Genomic DNA, 16,224 nt, shown 5'->3' with positions numbered 1-16,224 from the left:
TCGCGAATGCATGTGTTCAGTCAATTGAGAGGTGACTGATATCCCGCCATCGCGAGCAAGCTCACTCCTACACCGGGCCTAGTCCTGTGATTGGTTGTTCATGTCGCCGACTCGGCGAATGTCATCGCCAGACCATTCATGCAATAGCGCAACCCGGTCGGCTTCGGTCCGTCGGTGAAGACGTGCCCCAAATGCCCGCCACAGCGGCGGCAATGGACTTCTTTGCGCAGCACGCCGAACGAGGTGTCGGTGCGGATGGCGGTGGCGTTGTCCAGCGGCTGCCAGAAGCTCGGCCAGCCGGTGTGGCTGTCGAATTTGGTCGTCGACGAGAACAGCTGCAACTGGCAACCGGCGCAGGCGAACGTGCCGGTGCGGTGCTCGTCGTTCAGCGGGCTGCTGTAAGGGCGCTCGGTGGCTTCGCGACGCAACACCTGAAACTGGTCGTCGCTGAGCAACGCGTGCCATTCGGCGTCGCTGTGGCTGACTTCGAACGTGCCCACGGCCGAATCCGCCGGTACGAGGGTTTCGCCGTCCGCGAACTTCGGCAGCACGCCCAGAGCGATGGCCGCGACGCCAGCGCTGCTGCTCAGGACCATGAACTGTCTTCTCGAAAGCATGAGGTGTCTCCTTGGCGCCGCCTGCACGGGGCAGGCTTGTCATGTGATGACGCCAGAGTAGGGCCGGGCTGTTCCCGGAATCCTCACCGAGAGTTAAACAATTCGTGATAACTGATCGACCGCAAAATCGGCACAATGGCGGCATCGCGCATTCAGCACTGGCAAGGTTTGCTTTCCATGGATCAGCCCAAACGCATTCTGGTGGTCGAGGACGATAGCCATATCGCCGACCTGATTTGCCTGCACCTGCGGGACGAACATTTCGACGTGGTGCACAGCGCCGACGGGGAAAAAGGCTTGCGCCTTTTGGAGCAGGGCGGCTGGGACGCGTTGATCCTCGACCTGATGCTGCCCGGCGTCGACGGCCTGGAGATCTGCCGCCGTGCCCGGGCCATGACCCGCTACACGCCGATCATCATTACCAGCGCGCGCTCCAGTGAGATGCACCGGATTCTCGGCCTTGAGCTGGGGGCGGACGATTACCTGGCCAAACCGTTCTCGATGATGGAATTGGTGGCGCGGGTCAAGGCGCTGCTGCGGCGGGTCGATGCCATGGCGCGCAACCTGAAGATGGACACCGGCAGCCTCGACAGCGCCGGATTGTTCATCGACCCGTTGACCCGCGAAGCCTCGCTGGAAGGCCGCTTGCTGGACCTCACGCCGAGGGAATTCGACCTGCTGTATTTTTTTGCCCGCCAGCCGGGCAAGGTCTTCTCGCGGCTGGACCTGCTGAACTCGGTCTGGGGCTATAACCACGAAGGCTACGAGCACACCGTCAACACCCACATCAACCGGCTGCGCGCCAAGATCGAGAACGACCCGGCCCAGCCGTTGCGCATCCTGACGGTGTGGGGGCGCGGCTATAAATTCGCCGATGCGGGAGAGGCGTCGTGAACATGACCCTGACCCAGCGGCTGTCCTTGGTCTTCGCGTTTCTGTTGCTGATCTGCTGCGGCACGTCGGTGCTGTTGCAGGTGCGCTCCAACAAAATGCATGAGCTGGAGGTGGTGCAGGGCCTGTCCCGCGACCTCGCCCAGCACATCGCCCGCGACACCCAATTGATGGACGCCAACGGCCTGAAACCCGATGCCGTGCGCGAGCTGTTCAGCCAGTTGATGCTGGTGAACCCCAGCGTCGAGGTGTACCTGCTCGACGGCGAAGGCAAGATCGTCGGCGACGCCGCGCCCAAGGATCACATGCTGCGGGACCGAGTCGATCTGGCGCCCGTGCGCAAGCTGCTGGCCGGAGAGCCGCTGCCGATTCTGGGGGATGACCCGCGCAGCATGGACACGCGCAAGGTGTTCAGCGCCGCGCCGTTGATGGTCATGGGCAAACCGGCGGGTTTTCTGTACGTGGTGCTGCTGGGCGAGGCCCATGACCGCTTTGCCGAGCGCGGCGCCACCAGTGAGGCCCTGAACACGGCGTTGTGGTCGATTGGTTTGATTGCCTTGCTGTGCCTGTTGGCGGGTCTAACAGCGTTCGGTTGGATCACCCGGCCACTGCGGCGACTGACCTACGCGGTGAGCCATTTCGACATCAATGCTGCGCCGGTGCCGTTGCCCGCGTCTTCGACCGAATCGGCTCGGCAGGGCCACGATGAAATCGCCGTGCTCGACGCAACGTTCAAACAAATGCAGAACCGCTTGAGCGAGCAATGGCAAACCCTGACCCGCCAAAGCCAGGACCGCCGCGAGCTGGTGGCGAACATTTCCCATGACCTGCGCACCCCGCTTGCATCGCTGCACGGCTATCTGGAGGTGCTGTCGGTCAAGGACGCCAGCCTCACGCCCGAGGAGCGGCGGCGTTATCTGGGCATCGCGCTGGACCAGAGCCGCAAGGTGGGCGGGTTGGCGCAGTCGCTGCTGGAACTGGTGCGGCTGGAGCATGGTTTCGTGGTGCCGGTGGTGGAGCGGTTTTCGCTGACCGATCTGGTGCAGGACATTTTCCAGAAGTTCGAACTCGGCGCCGAGTCCAAGGCCGTGACCCTGACCCCGAGCTTTGCGCCGTCGGTGCCCGGCGTGCATGCCGACTTGGGGCTGATCGAGCGGGTGATGACCAACCTGCTGGACAACGCCCTGCGGCACACGCCCCAGGGCGGCGAGATCAAGGTGGCGTTATTGCCGAAGGCGCGTTTTGTCGAGGTGACGATCAGCGACACCGGGCCGGGGATTGCCGCCGAGTTGCGTGAAGGGCTGTTTCTGCGTCCGTTTAATATTGGCGGTGCACGGCGAGATGGCGGGCTGGGGTTGCGAATCGTGCACCAGATTCTGCAACTGCATGGGCACCGGATCGAGCTGATCGACGTGCCGGGGCAGGGTGCGACATTCCGATTTGCACTGCCGGTGGATCAGGAAACGGCGGAGCGGGTGTTGCCGAGGGAGTGAACGGCTTCGCGGTCAACGTCGACCCACTGTGGGAGCGAATTTATTCGCGAGAGGCCCGTCCGGTCGATGGAGCTGTGTTGCCTGACCCACCTTCGCGAATGAATTCGCTCCCACAGGTTCGGCGGCGACATGAAGGACCTCTCCACAGGTTCAGCGGCGGCGACACAGGGTCACGGCAACAACAACCCATGCTCCATGGCATATTTCACCAGCCCCGCCGGTTTGTCGACTTTCAGTTTGCGGCGGATGCTCAGGCGGTGGGTTTCGACGGTGCGGACGCTGATGGCCAGGTCGCGGGCGAGGGTTTTGTTGTCCAGCCCCTTGGCCAGACCCACCAGCACCTGCACTTCACGGGGCGTGAGTTCGTTTTCGTCGGTCTTTTTCGACACCAGCTTGAGGGTCACCTCAGCGCTGTAGAACGTGCCGCCGGTGGCAATCGCCTCGATGGCCGCGACGATTTCCCGGGACGGTGCGTTTTTCAGCACGTAACCGCTGGCCCCGGCGCGGATCGACGTGGCGACGTATTCCTGATTGTCGTACATGCTCAGGATCAGAATCTTGATCGTCGGGCAGCGCTGGCGGATCAGTTGCGTCAGTTCCAGGCCGTTCATGTCTTGCAGGCCGATGTCCACCAGCAGGATGTCCGGCTTGACCTCTTCACACATCTTTAGTCCCTGCGCCGCGTTCTCGGCTTCGCCTACCACCTCGAACAAAGGCCGGGTGGCAAGCAGGGCGCGCACGCCGTCACGGACCAGCGAATGGTCGTCGACCAGGGCAATGCGGATGGTCTGGCTGGCGGTCATGATGGGGTGCGGGTTCCTGTCTGAAATGAAGGGTCAGGCGGCGACGTTGATGGGCATGGTCACGGTCAGTTCGCTGTGGCCGGGGACCGAGTAGAGATTGAGCTGGCCCTGGAAATGCTCGACGCGTTCGCGAATATTACGCAAACCGATGCCGCCCTGTATCTCTTGCAAACGCTCGACGTCGACCCGGAAGCCCACGCCGTCGTCGCGCACAGTGAGTTGCACCTGTTTTTTCGTGCTGCGCAAGTCGATGTAGACGTTCTGTGCATGGGCGTGACGCTCGATGTTGGTCAGCGCCTCTTGCAGAATCCGGAACAGCGCCACCGGTGCACCTTCTGCCAGCTTCAACTTGCTGAGGTTGTGGGTGTACTGGATGGTCAGCCCGGTCTGTTGCTCGAACTCCGCCACCAGTTGCGTGACCGCCGCCGCCAGCCCCAGGGTGTCGAGCAGGGAAGGGCGCAGGTCGTGGGAGATGGTGCGGATTTCGCCGATGGCCTCGCCGAGCCGTTCGGTGCCGTGACGCAGGGTCTCCAGGCCGAGCGGGTCGTGGCCCTCGAGTTGCAGACCGGCCAGCTCGAACTGAAATTTGATCGACACCAGCACCTGGCTGATCCCGTCGTGCAATTCCCGTGACAGCCGCGAGCGCTCTTCTTCCTGCAGGTTCATGATGCGCTGGTTGAGCATCTGCAGCTTGCGGTCGGCCAGACGGTGCTCGCTGGCGTTGAGAGTCACACCGCAGACGAACACCAGCAGCACGGCGATCAGGGCGACGCCGCCGATGTCGAGCATGGTCGCGTAGATGCCCCGCGCGACTTCCTGTCGGGCCTGTTGCGTGGCCCGTTCGACGTCTTCCAGATAGATCCCGGTGCCGAGCATCCAGCCCCAGCGCTTGAGCATGACCACATGGGCGAGTTTGTCGGTGATCTGCCCGGTGGACGGTTTTTCCCAGGCGTAATGCTGGAAACCGTCGCCGGACTCCGCGCTTTGCAGCAGTGCGCGGATCACCAGCAGCCCTTGCGGGTCGGTCATGTTCCACAAGTCCTTGCCCACCAGCGCTGCCTGCCGTGGATGCATCAGGTTGCGGCCGCTCTGGTCGTAGACGAAGAAATAGCCATCGATGCCGAAGCTGAGCTTGGCCAGTTCTTCCAATACCTGCTGCTTGGTCTGTTCGTCATTGCGGCCGCTGTCGTAGATCGGGGCGAGGGCGCTCATGGCCATCTCCACGTAGTTTTTCAACTCGGCGCGCTTGCTGGACAGAATGCTGTCCTCGATCAACTGCGCCTGCTGCTCGCCCAGACGCTGGTTCTGCACGATCACCAGCGCGCAGATCACGCACACGGCAAGGATCAGCGGCAGGATGCCAAGGGCGACGATCTTGTGTTTGAGTTGCATGGCGTGGGATGTCCGGCGGGAGCGGGTGTTGTTGTGGGCGTATTACAGCATGAACATCCGGGGCGACTGGAACATCTTTTCGCGAATGAATTCGCTCCCACAGGAGAAAGGCGTGGCCGCATAAACCGAGGTGTACACGGTTCAAACTGTGGGAGATTCTATGTTTGGGGGGCAACCCCCAAACGTTTCGTAGAGTCGTACTCTTCCCGTTTCTTCATCAGCGAGAAGGCCACCCCTGCGAGCTTCCTGCTCAATATCGTCAACGCTTCAGTTCTGGCTTTCCCCTCGCCTATTTTCTTCTCGTAATACGGTTTCCATGTCGCCGATCGGCAGGCGGCCATTGAAGCGTTGTAGCCTAGCCGGCGTACCTCGGGGTCGCCTTTCTTGCTTAGCCGGCGGCGACCGGATTTGTTCCCGGAATCCGACACCCGCAAATCCAGCCCCAGATAGGCGATGTACGCATCTACGTTTTTGAATTCGCCTCGAAGGAATGCCGCAAACAGCGCTGTGGCGGTCAGGAACCCGACGCCTTCGATGCCCTGGCAACGTTTGACCTGATCCATTTCACCGGACTTGATCAGCACTTGCTTGAGCTGTTTCTCGATATCTTTGATCAGATGGCTGAAGCGACGCATCAACTTCTCGAACCCCTTCCTGAGGTCTTTTTCATCCTTCCAGCCTTGGCGCAGTGACGTCTGGCTATTGACCAGCGAGGCCCTGCGATGCAGCAGATGCTTGAGCTGGGTGTGCAACTGGGGTGGCGGGCTCCACTGACGCAGCTCGTCACCTTCCTTTTCCAGATAGCGAGCCAGCAGATGTGCATCGCACGCATCTGTTTTGGCGCGCTTGCCCAGACTTTCTCGATATTTGCTTACGCGTGCCGCATCGACGACAAACACCAGGTGCCCCATGTCATGGGCCATTTCCACTAGGTCCAGATGGTAGGTATTGGTCGCCTCGAGGGCGATGGCACTGCCTTGAGGCAATGTCTTGAGCCAGTGGTGAATCGAAGTTCGCTCATTGACCAAACAATGAGTTTTATCCACACCACGCTGAGCGGTGACAAGTTCCGCCATCGCCACATCGACACCCACAATCGCCGCTGCATCAAGGATTGCCATGTCACACCCTCCGAGTTAGGGTTGAAGAGCTTGCTGGGGGTTCACCGTAAGCGCTGGCTTGCTTCTATCGTCGGTCCAGGCCGATGCATTCCATATCGGCGCTTGTAGGTGACAGGGTGGGGCTGGAAGTCTCCCAACGGTCTGTACTGGCTAGAGTCAGATTCGGCTTTCCGTCCCTCCCACCCCATCAAGTCTAAACATACAAGCCGGCTTGCTGGCGAAGGCGGCGTGTCAGTCGCCTGATGAGGTACAGGCAGACCGCATTCGCCAGCAAGCCGGCTCCACACAGGGAAATTGCCTCGCTAAGTGTGTCTGCGTAGAACTACGCAGACGAAACCGTAGTAGTACGAATTTCTCTTGCTGACAACTGCGCGGATAGTGGCAACGCTCCGTTACCCCGGATCACACAATAACAATTACGCCGCAAGCCATGAGCTTCGGCAGGAGACCCACAATGACCCGACTGACCAAACATCTGGGTTGGTTCGCCGTTGCAGCCCTTGGGGCCTGCGCCTTGGGTGTCGTCGCGCTGCGTCGCGGCGAAGCCATCAACGCACTCTGGATCGTCGTCGCCGCCGTCGCCATTTATCTGGTTGCGTACCGCTACTACAGCCTGTTCATCGCCAATCACGTCATGCAGCTCGATCCGACCCGGGCCACCCCGGCGGTGATCAACAATGACGGTCTGGACTACGTGCCGACCAACAAACACATTCTCTTCGGTCACCACTTTGCCGCCATCGCCGGCGCAGGTCCGCTGGTCGGCCCGGTGCTCGCCGCGCAAATGGGCTATCTGCCGGGCACGCTCTGGCTGATCGCCGGTGTGGTCCTGGCCGGTGCGGTGCAGGATTTCATGATCCTGTTCCTGTCCACTCGCCGTAACGGCCGATCGCTGGGCGACATGGTCCGCGAGGAAATGGGCCGCGTTCCCGGCACCATCGCCTTGTTCGGCTGCTTCCTGATCATGATCATCATCCTTGCGGTGCTGGCGCTGATCGTGGTGAAGGCCCTGGCTGAAAGCCCGTGGGGCATGTTCACCGTGCTGGCGACCATCCCGATTGCGATGTTCATGGGCGTGTACATGCGCTATGTCCGTCCGGGCCGCATCGGTGAGATTTCCATCATCGGCGTCGTGCTGTTGCTGCTGTCGATCTGGGCCGGTGGCCAAGTGGCTGCGAGCCCTGAGTGGGCGCACGTCTTCACCTTCACCGGTGTGCAGATCACCTGGATGCTCGTCGGCTACGGCTTCGTTGCCGCGATGCTGCCGGTCTGGCTGCTGCTCGCGCCACGTGACTACCTGTCGACCTTCCTGAAAATCGGCACCATCGTCGCCCTGGCGATCGGCATCCTGATCCTTGCGCCTGAGCTGAAAATGCCGGCCCTGACTCAGTTCACCGACGGCACCGGTCCGGTCTGGAAAGGCGCGCTCTTCCCATTCCTGTTCATCACCATCGCCTGTGGTGCGGTGTCGGGTTTCCACGCGCTGATCTCCTCGGGCACCACGCCGAAACTGCTGGATAACGAGAAGAACGCCCGTTACATCGGTTACGGCGGCATGCTGATGGAATCCTTCGTCGCCATCATGGCGATGGTCGCGGCCTCGGTCATCGACCCAGGCGTCTACTTCGCCATGAACAGCCCGGCGGCAGTGGTCGGCGGCGACGTCGTTGCAGTCGCTCAGACCATCACCGGTTGGGGCTTTGCCATCACGCCTGAAGCGTTGACCGCTGTGGCCAAGGACATCGGCGAAAACACCGTACTGGCTCGCGCCGGTGGTGCGCCAACGTTGGCCGTGGGTATCGCGCAGATTTTGCACCAAGTGCTGCCAGGCCAGAACACCATGGCGTTCTGGTACCACTTCGCGATCCTGTTCGAAGCGCTGTTCATTCTGACGGCGGTTGATGCGGGCACCCGTGCCGGTCGCTTCATGCTGCAAGACCTGCTGGGCAGTTTCGTGCCTGCCCTGAAACGCACCGAGTCGTGGACCGCCAACGTGATTGGCACCGGCGGCTGCGTGGCGTTGTGGGGTTACCTGCTGTATCAAGGCGTGATCGATCCACTGGGCGGCATCAACACCCTGTGGCCGCTGTTCGGCATCTCCAACCAGATGCTGGCGGGTATCGCGCTGATGCTGGCGACCGTCGTGCTGATCAAAATGAAGCGTCAACAGTACGTGTGGGTGACCATGCTGCCAGCGTCATGGCTGCTGATCTGCACCGTGACCGCAGGCTTCATCAAGCTGTTCGACCCGAGCCCGGCCGTTGGCTTCCTGGCCCTGGCCAAGAAATACAGTGCAGCGGCGGAGGCTGGCCAGGTCATCGCTCCGGCGAAGACCGTTGATCAGATGCAGCACGTGATCTTCAACGCGTACACTAACGCAGCGCTGACCACATTGTTCCTGTTCGTGGTGCTGAGCATTCTGTTCTACGCCGTGAAAGTGGGCCGTGCGGCGTGGGTCAAGAAAGAGCGCAGCGACAAGGAAGCGCCGTTCCAGGCGATGCCGGAAGCGCACTGATGTTCAATGACCTGAGTCGCCTCGGCAAATATCTCGGGCAGGCCGCCCGCCTGATGGTGGGCATGCCTGACTACGACAATTACGTCGAGCACATGCAGAAGACCCACCCAGACCAGCCGGTGATGTCGTACGAAGTGTTCTTTCGGGAACGCCAGGATGCGCGTTATGGCGGGAAGGCCGGGCCGAAGTGTTGTTGAGCTACTGAGTCAGAACTTTTGATCGAAAAAACGCGCCATGGGTGATCCCTGGCGCGTTTTTTTTGGTTGGCTCTGGATGGCTACTCTGTTGCCCGCGATTAGGCCCGCCAGGGCAACAGAGTCACCCTCCAACGCCAACCCCTCGACGCTTTTAACCTTTGACTTAACGACCTGGAATTTGCCAGTATTACACATATAATCTAAAGCAGGTTTCTCCCCATGAATCGCAGCGACCTGCGCCATATCAACCTCAATCTGTTGTTGATCTTTGAAGCGTTAATGAAAGCCCGGAGCGTGAGTCTGGCCGCTGAACGCATGTACCTCGGCCAGCCCGCCGTGAGTTCTGCGCTCGGCCGATTGAGGCTGCTGTTCAACGACCCGCTGTTCCAGCGTTCAGGTCGTTTCATGGAGCCGACGCCCAGGGCGCAGGAAATTGCGTTGCTGCTCGGCCCTGCGCTCGAATCCATCGCCATGGCGGTCAAGCGGCCCGAGGCGTTTGATGCAGCGACCAGCGACCGGGTGTTTCGCATCGGTTTGAACGACGACGTTGAATTTGCCTTGCTGCCGTCGATGCTTAAGCGTATCCGGGCGGAAGCACCGGGGGTGTCGCTGGTGGTTCGCCGTGCCAGTTATCTGCAAATGCCGAGGCTGCTGGCCAGCGGCGAGGTGACCGTGGGCGTGGGCTTTACGACTGAGCTGCCGGCCAACGCCAAACGTCGGACCTTGCTCAGCACCCGCATCGTGCTATTGCGCGGTGATGACGTGCCTGGCGACTTGAGCCTGGATGATTTTTGCCAACGGCCACACGCCCTCGTGTCGTTTGGTGGCGGCACGGTGGGGTTTGTTGATGAGGCGCTGCGTCTGATCGGGCGTCAGCGCAGAGTGGTCCTCGCGGTGCCGCATTTCAACAGCCTTGGCGCGCTGCTGGAAGACACTGATCTGGTGGCGGCCGTGCCGGAATACGCAGCCGATGTGCTGACCGCGAGTGGTCGGTTACGCAGCCAGCCGTTGCCGGTGCAACTGGCTGATTTCCCGCTGCACATGGTCTGGACCACGGCCAAGGACAACGACGAATCCGAACGGTGGCTGCGTTCGCGAATCGGCCTGTTTCTCAGCGACGGGTCGTCCACCCGCGTGTCAGACCCATGTTCTTGAATCGTCTGTAAGCCCCGTGGCAGAGCGTCTCATCCCGTTTCGTCAATTAATATTACAACTATCATTTGAGTTGATATCAACATTGAATCCATTCAATTCGTGGACCGGTGTGGCGTCCCACACACTCCGCGGCAATTCTTATAACCTTCGGCGGATTTTCCCATGCAACAGCCATTGACCCGTTTTAGTTATCCCCTTGCCGGACTGGCGCTCGTATTACTCAGCGCCTGCGACAAAGGCCCCGCAGCCACAGCCCAGGCGCCGAGTGCGCCCAAGGTGGATGTCGCCAAAGTGCTGCAGCAACCGGTGATCGAATGGGACGAAGTGACCGCCCGTCTCGAAGCCCCCGAAACCGTCGAAGTGCGGCCGAGGGTCTCCGGGCAGATCGATTCCGTGGCGTTCGTCGATGGGGCATTGGTGAAGAAGGGCGACCTGCTGTTCCAGATCGACCCGCGTCCATTCGAAGCCGAAGTGCATCGCCTCGAAGCGCAGTTGCAACAGGTGAAAGCCACCGTCGTGCGTACGGACGCCGAAGCCCAGCGCGGCGAGCGGTTGCGCACCAACAACGCGATTTCCGCCGAGATCGCCGAGTCGCGCACCACCACCGCGCAAGAGGCCCGGGCCGCTGTGGCGGCAACCCAGGCGCAGCTGGACCTGGCGCGTCTCAATCTTAGTTTCACCCATGTCGCTGCGCCGATCACCGGCCGTGTCAGCCGCGCCGAGATCACCGCCGGTAACCTGGTGACGGCCGACCAAAGCATCCTCACCCGCCTGGTCTCTACCGACAAGGTCTACGCCTATTTCGACGCCGACGAGCGCGTGTTCCTCAAATACAACCAGCTCTCCCGCGACGGCAAGCGCGGCGCCGCGACGCCGGTGTACATGGGCCTGTCCAACGAAGCGGACAACAAACACCTCGGACAGATGAATTTCGTCGACAACCAAGTCAACCCGCGCACCGGCACCATTCGCGGTCGCGCCGTGTTCGACAACGCCGACGGGCGCTACACCCCAGGCCTGTATGCACGTCTGAAGCTGGTTGGCAGCGGCACCTACGCCGCGACGCTGATCAAGGACGAGGCGGTCGGTACTGACCTTGGCAAGAAATTCGTGCTTGTGGTCGACAAGGACAACAAGGCTACCTACCGCAGCGTCGAGCTGGGGCCGAAGCTGGAAGGGTTGCGCATCGTGCGCAGCGGTCTGGAGAAAGACGATCGCATCGTCATCAACGGCTTGCAGCGCGTGCGTCCGGGTTCGCCCGTCGATCCGCAAGACCGCCCGATGGCCAGCGACGAAACCCTCGCCGCCCTTGCGCAACAACGCCAGGCCCTGGAGGCGAGCAATCAGCCCTCGGCCAAATCCGCAGCGTCGGCGAAAATCGCCAGCGCTTCCGGCCCACGCGGATAAAGGCCGACGACGATGAAATTCTCCCAATTCTTCATCCAGCGACCGATTTTCGCGGCGGTGCTCTCGCTGTTGATCCTCATCGCAGGCGCCATCTCGCTGTTCCAGTTGCCGATCAGCGAATACCCCGAAGTCGTGCCGCCCACGGTGGTGGTCAAGGCCAACTTCCCCGGCGCCAACCCCAAGGTCATCGGTGAAACTGTTGCCGCGCCGCTGGAGCAGGCGATCACCGGCGTCGAGAACATGCTGTACATGTCCTCGCAATCCACGGCGGACGGCAAGCTGACCCTGACCATCACCTTTGCGCTGGGCACCGACCTGGACAACGCGCAGGTGCAGGTGCAGAACCGCGTGACCCGCACCGAGCCGAAACTCCCGGAGGAGGTGACCCGTATCGGCATCACGGTGGACAAGGCGTCCCCGGAACTGACGCTGCTGGTGCACTTGACCTCGCCGGACAAACGCTACGACATGCTGTACCTGTCCAACTACGCAACGCTGAACGTCAAGGACGAACTGGCGCGGCTGAACGGGGTAGGGGACGCGCAGGTCTGGGGTCTGGGCGAGTATTCGCTGCGGGTCTGGCTGGACCCGAACAAGACCGCCTCGCGCAACCTGACCGCCACCGACGTGGTCAACGCGATTCGTGAGCAGAACCGTCAGGTCGCGGCCGGACAACTGGGCGCGCCGCCGTCGCCGAGCGCCACCAGCTTTCAGATGTCGATCAACACCCAAGGCCGTCTGGTCACCGAGGAAGAGTTCGAGAACGTGGTGATCCGTGCCGGTGCCAATGGCGAGATCACACGCCTGAAAGACCTCGCCCGGGTCGAGCTGGGCTCCAGTGCCTACGCGCTGCGTTCCCGCTTGAATAACGAACAGGCAGTGGCAATGCCAATCTTCCAGCGCCCCGGTTCCAACGCCATCGACGTGTCGAATCAGGTTCGCGCGAAGATGGCCGAGCTGAAGAAAAGCTTCCCCGAAGGCATGGACTACAGCATCGTCTATGACCCGACGATCTTCGTGCGCAGCTCCATCGAAGCGGTGGTGCACACGCTGTTCGAAGCGCTGATTCTGGTCGTGCTGGTGGTGATCCTGTTTCTGCAAACCTGGCGCGCCTCGATCATTCCGCTGGTGGCCGTGCCGGTGTCGCTGATCGGCACCTTCGCCGTGATGCACACGTTCGGCTTCTCGCTCAATGCGCTGTCGCTGTTCGGGCTGGTCCTCGCCATTGGCATCGTGGTGGACGACGCCATCGTGGTGGTGGAGAACGTCGAGCGAAACATCGAACTCGGTCTGGACCCCGTGTCCGCGACCAAAAAGGCCATGGGCGAAGTGACCGGCCCGATCATCGCCACGGCGCTGGTGCTGTGCGCCGTGTTCGTCCCGGCAGCGTTTATTTCCGGCCTGACGGGGCAGTTCTACAAGCAATTCGCGTTGACCATCGCCATCTCGACGGTGATCTCGGCTTTCAACTCTCTGACCCTGTCGCCTGCGTTGGCCGCCGTGTTGCTCAAAAGCCACGACGCGCCGAAAGACCGCTTCTCGCGGGTGCTGGATTCGCTGTTCGGCTGGCTGTTCCGACCGTTCAACCGGGTCTTCGAAAAGGCCAGCCACGGCTACGTCGGCACCGTCAAACGGGTGGTGCGCCTGAGTGGCGTCGCGCTGGTGGTGTATGCCGGGCTGATCGCGCTGACCTACCTCGGTTTTTCCACAACGCCGACCGGCTTCGTCCCGACCCAGGACAAGAAATACCTGGTGACCTTCGCTCAGCTGCCGGACGCCGCGAGCCTCGACCGAACTGAAGACGTGATCAAGCGCATGGGCGACATCGCCATGAAGGAACCGGGCTTCGACAGCGCGGTGGCGTTCCCCGGCCTGTCGATCAATGGTTTCACCAACAGCCCCAACAACGGCGTGGTGTTCATCGGCCTGAGCGCGTTCGACGAGCGTAAAGACGCAAGCATGTCCGCGGGCGCCATCGCCGGTTCCCTGAACCACAAATTCGCCGGGATTCAGGAAGCCTACACGGCCGTGTTCCCACCGCCGCCAGTCATGGGCCTCGGCACGATTGGCGGGTTCCGCCTGCAAATCGAAGACCGGGGCAATCTGGGCTACGAAGAGCTCTACAAAGAGACGATGAACATCATCGGCAAGAGCCGCAGCATCCCTGAGCTGGCCAACCTGTTCACCAGCTACACCGTGAACGTGCCCCAAGTGGACGCCGCCATTGACCGGGAAAAAGCCAAGACCCACGGCGTGGCGATCAGCGACATTTTCGACACGCTGCAGGTTTACCTCGGTTCGCTGTACGCCAACGACTTCAACCGCTTTGGCCGCACCTATCAAGTCAACGTTCAAGGCGAGCAGCAGTTTCGTCAGGACCCTGAGCAGATCGGCCAGCTGAAGGTGCGCAATGACAAGGGCGAGATGATCCCGCTGGCGACCTTCGTCAAGGTCAGCGACGTTTCCGGCCCGGACCGCGTGATGCACTACAACGGCTTTATCACCGCCGAAATCAACGGCGGCCCCGCACCGGGTTACAGCTCGGGCCAGGCCCAGGCGGCGATGGAAAAACTGTTGGCCGAGGAACTGCCCCACGGCATGACCTACGAGTGGACCGACCTGACTTATCAGCAAATCCTCTCGGGCAACACCGCGCTGTTCGTCTTCCCGCTCTGCGTGCTGCTGGCGTTCCTTGTGCTGGCCGCTCAATACGAAAGCTGGAGCCTGCCGCTGGCGGTGATCCTGATCGTGCCCATGACGCTGCTGTCGGCCATTGCCGGGGTGATCATCGCCGGCAGTGACAACAACATCTTTACCCAGATCGGCCTGATCGTCCTCGTCGGCCTGGCGTGTAAGAACGCGATCCTCATCGTCGAGTTCGCCAAGGACAAACAGGACGAAGGGCTGTCGCCGCTGGACGCGGTGCTGGAAGCCTGCCGCATGCGTCTGCGGCCGATTCTGATGACCTCGTTCGCGTTCATCATGGGCGTTATTCCGCTGGTGACCTCCACGGGCGCGGGTTCGGAAATGCGCCATGCCATGGGCGTTGCGGTGTTCTCCGGCATGCTCGGCGTGACCTTCTTCGGGCTGTTGCTGACCCCGGTGTTCTTCGTCCTGATTCGTAACTTCGTCGAGCGCGGCAAAGCGCGCAACGCGGCCCGGTCTCATGCCGTGCGCTCGCTGAAACCGGAGGCTCATTGATGAAAACCTTGAAACTGTTCATGCCGAGCCTGTTGGTGCTGGCTTTGGCAGCCTGTGCGGTCGGCCCGGATTACAAGACACCGGAGACGGCGGCGGCCAACGTCACGTCGGCGCAAGTCGGCCAGTACGACCGTAGCCATTTCGAAAGCGTCTGGTGGCAGCAATTCGACGACCCGACCCTTAATCAACTGGTCAGTCGTTCGCTGCAAGGTAACCGGGATTTGCGCGTGGCCTTTGCCCGTTGGAAATCGGCCCGGGCGATTCGCGACGACATCAGCAATGACGCGCTGCCGGTGGTCACCAGCCATGCCAGCAGCGACCTCGGCCGGGCCCAAGTGCCGGGCCAGACCGAGCACCGCGTCAACATCGAGCGGTACGATCTGGGCCTGGACATGGCCTGGGAAATCGACTTGTTCGGGCGTATCCAGCGCGAACTGGAAGCCAGCACGGCGCAACAGGACGCGGCGCTGGCCGACCTCGAACAGCTGAAAGTCAGCATGATCGCCGAACTGGCCGACGCCTACGGGCAATTGCGAGGCGCGCAACTGCGTGAGCGCATCGCCCGGGACAACCTGAAAAATCAGCAGGATTCCCGAGGCGTGACCGCGCAACTGCGAGACGAAGGCCTGGGCAACGAAATCGACGTGGTCCGCGCCGACGCGCGACTGGCGGCGGTGGAAGCGACGATTCCCGCGTTGCAGGCCGAACAGGTGCATCAGCGCAATCGCATCGCGACCTTGCTGGGCGAACGGCCTGATCAGTTGAGCGTCGACTTGCAGCCGAAAGACCTGCCCGCCATCTCGAAGAATCTGCCCATTGGCGACCCTGCCCAGTTGCTGCAACGGCGCAGTGATGTGCGCAGCGCCGAGCGGCAACTGGCGGCGGCCACGGCCAACGTCGGTGTAGCCACGGCGGATCTGTTTCCCCGGGTGAGCCTGAGCGGCTTCCTCGGGTTCACGGCGGCCCGTGGTTCGCAGATCGGCTCATCGGCGGCACAAGCGTGGGGACTGGGACCGCAGATCAGTTGGGCGGCGTTCGACCTTGGCAGCGTTCGGGCGCGCTTGCGCGGGGCCAAGGCCAACGCGGAAGGCGCGATGGCGACCTATGAGCAGACCGTATTGCTCGCGCTGGAAGAGTCGGACGACGCCTTCAGCGATTACAGCAAGCGCCAACAACGTTTGCTGTCACTGGTCCGTCAAAGCGAGTCCAGCCGCAAGGCCGCTGACCTCGCCGCGATCCAGTACCGTGAAGGCACCGCCGATTACCTGGTGCTGCTCGACGCGCAACGCGAACGGCTGACAGCCGAAGACGCACAGGCCCAGGGCGAAACCGATCAGTACCGAGGAATCGTGGGGATCTACAAGGCACTGGGCGGCGGTTGGGATGCCACCGAAAGTCATCAGGTGGCGCAGAAATAACGTTCGGCACCCCT

The 16,224-nt window shown here is 61.7% G+C and carries 12 protein-coding genes; 8 read left to right on the top strand and 4 right to left on the bottom strand.

The features are described from left to right. Positions 1 to 98: 98 nt before the first annotated feature. Complete coding sequence (msrB, locus tag AAEO81_RS17790) at positions 99 to 617, bottom strand: peptide-methionine (R)-S-oxide reductase MsrB (protein WP_166598720.1); 519 nt, start codon at positions 615 to 617, stop codon at positions 99 to 101. 177 nt (positions 618 to 794) lie between these two features. Here msrB and AAEO81_RS17785 point away from each other — a divergent pair, with 177 nt between their 5' ends. Further along, entirely contained in the window at positions 795 to 1,511 is a 717-nt protein-coding gene (locus tag AAEO81_RS17785) for a response regulator transcription factor (RefSeq protein ID WP_341958283.1), read from the top strand. Then, entirely contained in the window at positions 1,508 to 3,001 is a 1,494-nt protein-coding gene (locus tag AAEO81_RS17780; RefSeq protein WP_341958282.1) for a HAMP domain-containing sensor histidine kinase, read from the top strand. The genes AAEO81_RS17785 and AAEO81_RS17780 overlap by 4 nt, the downstream gene beginning before the upstream one ends. Positions 3,002 to 3,171: 170 nt before the next feature. Here the strand turns inward: AAEO81_RS17780 and AAEO81_RS17775 are convergent, their stop codons facing one another. The 3 genes from AAEO81_RS17775 to AAEO81_RS17765 all read right to left on the bottom strand — a co-directional run bounded on the left by AAEO81_RS17775 (position 3,172) and on the right by AAEO81_RS17765 (position 6,317). Continuing rightward, positions 3,172 to 3,804, bottom strand: a complete 633-nt coding sequence (locus AAEO81_RS17775; RefSeq protein WP_341958279.1) for a response regulator transcription factor — start codon at positions 3,802 to 3,804, stop codon at positions 3,172 to 3,174. Positions 3,805 to 3,837: 33 nt separating this feature from the next. After that, the gene (locus AAEO81_RS17770; RefSeq protein WP_341958277.1) at positions 3,838 to 5,196 is read right to left on the bottom strand and encodes a cache domain-containing protein; all 1,359 of its coding nucleotides are present in this window, start codon (positions 5,194 to 5,196) and stop codon (positions 3,838 to 3,840) included. Between the two features lie 158 nt (positions 5,197 to 5,354). After that, the gene (locus tag AAEO81_RS17765) at positions 5,355 to 6,317 is read right to left on the bottom strand and encodes an IS110 family transposase (protein ID WP_341958274.1); all 963 of its coding nucleotides are present in this window, start codon (positions 6,315 to 6,317) and stop codon (positions 5,355 to 5,357) included. A 454-nt stretch (positions 6,318 to 6,771) separates the two neighbouring features. Between AAEO81_RS17765 and AAEO81_RS17760 the strand changes: the two genes are divergently transcribed. The 6 genes from AAEO81_RS17760 to AAEO81_RS17735 all read left to right on the top strand — a co-directional run bounded on the left by AAEO81_RS17760 (position 6,772) and on the right by AAEO81_RS17735 (position 16,210). After that, positions 6,772 to 8,832, top strand: a complete 2,061-nt coding sequence (locus AAEO81_RS17760) for a carbon starvation CstA family protein (RefSeq protein WP_341958270.1) — start codon at positions 6,772 to 6,774, stop codon at positions 8,830 to 8,832. Beyond that, the gene (locus AAEO81_RS17755) at positions 8,832 to 9,029 is read left to right on the top strand and encodes a YbdD/YjiX family protein (protein ID WP_166598714.1); all 198 of its coding nucleotides are present in this window, start codon (positions 8,832 to 8,834) and stop codon (positions 9,027 to 9,029) included. Before AAEO81_RS17760 ends, AAEO81_RS17755 begins: the two co-directional genes overlap by 1 nt. Before the next feature lie 219 nt (positions 9,030 to 9,248). Beyond that, positions 9,249 to 10,184, top strand: a complete 936-nt coding sequence (locus tag AAEO81_RS17750) for a LysR family transcriptional regulator (protein ID WP_341958268.1) — start codon at positions 9,249 to 9,251, stop codon at positions 10,182 to 10,184. A 162-nt stretch (positions 10,185 to 10,346) separates the two neighbouring features. Then, the gene (gene mexE, locus AAEO81_RS17745) at positions 10,347 to 11,591 is read left to right on the top strand and encodes a multidrug efflux RND transporter periplasmic adaptor subunit MexE (RefSeq protein ID WP_341958266.1); all 1,245 of its coding nucleotides are present in this window, start codon (positions 10,347 to 10,349) and stop codon (positions 11,589 to 11,591) included. A gap of 12 nt (positions 11,592 to 11,603) precedes the next feature. Beyond that, positions 11,604 to 14,792 carry an efflux RND transporter permease subunit gene (locus AAEO81_RS17740; protein ID WP_341958264.1) on the top strand — a complete coding sequence of 1,063 codons (3,189 nt, stop codon included), beginning with the start codon at positions 11,604 to 11,606 and terminating at the stop codon, positions 14,790 to 14,792. Further along, a complete protein-coding gene (locus AAEO81_RS17735; RefSeq protein WP_341958262.1) occupies positions 14,792 to 16,210 on the top strand; it encodes a TolC family protein in 1,419 nt (472 codons plus the stop codon). Before AAEO81_RS17740 ends, AAEO81_RS17735 begins: the two co-directional genes overlap by 1 nt. Positions 16,211 to 16,224: the final 14 nt, after the last annotated feature.

It is taken from the genome of Pseudomonas sp. RC10, assembly GCF_038397775.1.
Taxonomy (GTDB): domain Bacteria; phylum Pseudomonadota; class Gammaproteobacteria; order Pseudomonadales; family Pseudomonadaceae; genus Aquipseudomonas; species Aquipseudomonas bambusae.
Note: the sequence above shows the minus strand (reverse complement) of the source record. Positions and strands in the feature narration are given on the sequence as shown.

Coding starts and splice junctions, on each gene's coding strand:
- AAEO81_RS17765 (WP_341958274.1), bottom strand. CDS start 6,317: ATGGCAATCCTTGATGCAGCGGCGATTGTGGGTGTCGATGTGGCGATG.
- AAEO81_RS17735 (WP_341958262.1), top strand. CDS start 14,792: ATGAAAACCTTGAAACTGTTCATGCCGAGCCTGTTGGTGCTGGCTTTG.
- AAEO81_RS17755 (WP_166598714.1), top strand. CDS start 8,832: ATGTTCAATGACCTGAGTCGCCTCGGCAAATATCTCGGGCAGGCCGCC.
- AAEO81_RS17740 (WP_341958264.1), top strand. CDS start 11,604: ATGAAATTCTCCCAATTCTTCATCCAGCGACCGATTTTCGCGGCGGTG.
- AAEO81_RS17750 (WP_341958268.1), top strand. CDS start 9,249: ATGAATCGCAGCGACCTGCGCCATATCAACCTCAATCTGTTGTTGATC.
- AAEO81_RS17785 (WP_341958283.1), top strand. CDS start 795: ATGGATCAGCCCAAACGCATTCTGGTGGTCGAGGACGATAGCCATATC.
- AAEO81_RS17760 (WP_341958270.1), top strand. CDS start 6,772: ATGACCCGACTGACCAAACATCTGGGTTGGTTCGCCGTTGCAGCCCTT.
- mexE (WP_341958266.1), top strand. CDS start 10,347: ATGCAACAGCCATTGACCCGTTTTAGTTATCCCCTTGCCGGACTGGCG.
- AAEO81_RS17775 (WP_341958279.1), bottom strand. CDS start 3,804: ATGACCGCCAGCCAGACCATCCGCATTGCCCTGGTCGACGACCATTCG.
- AAEO81_RS17770 (WP_341958277.1), bottom strand. CDS start 5,196: ATGCAACTCAAACACAAGATCGTCGCCCTTGGCATCCTGCCGCTGATC.
- msrB (WP_166598720.1), bottom strand. CDS start 617: ATGCTTTCGAGAAGACAGTTCATGGTCCTGAGCAGCAGCGCTGGCGTC.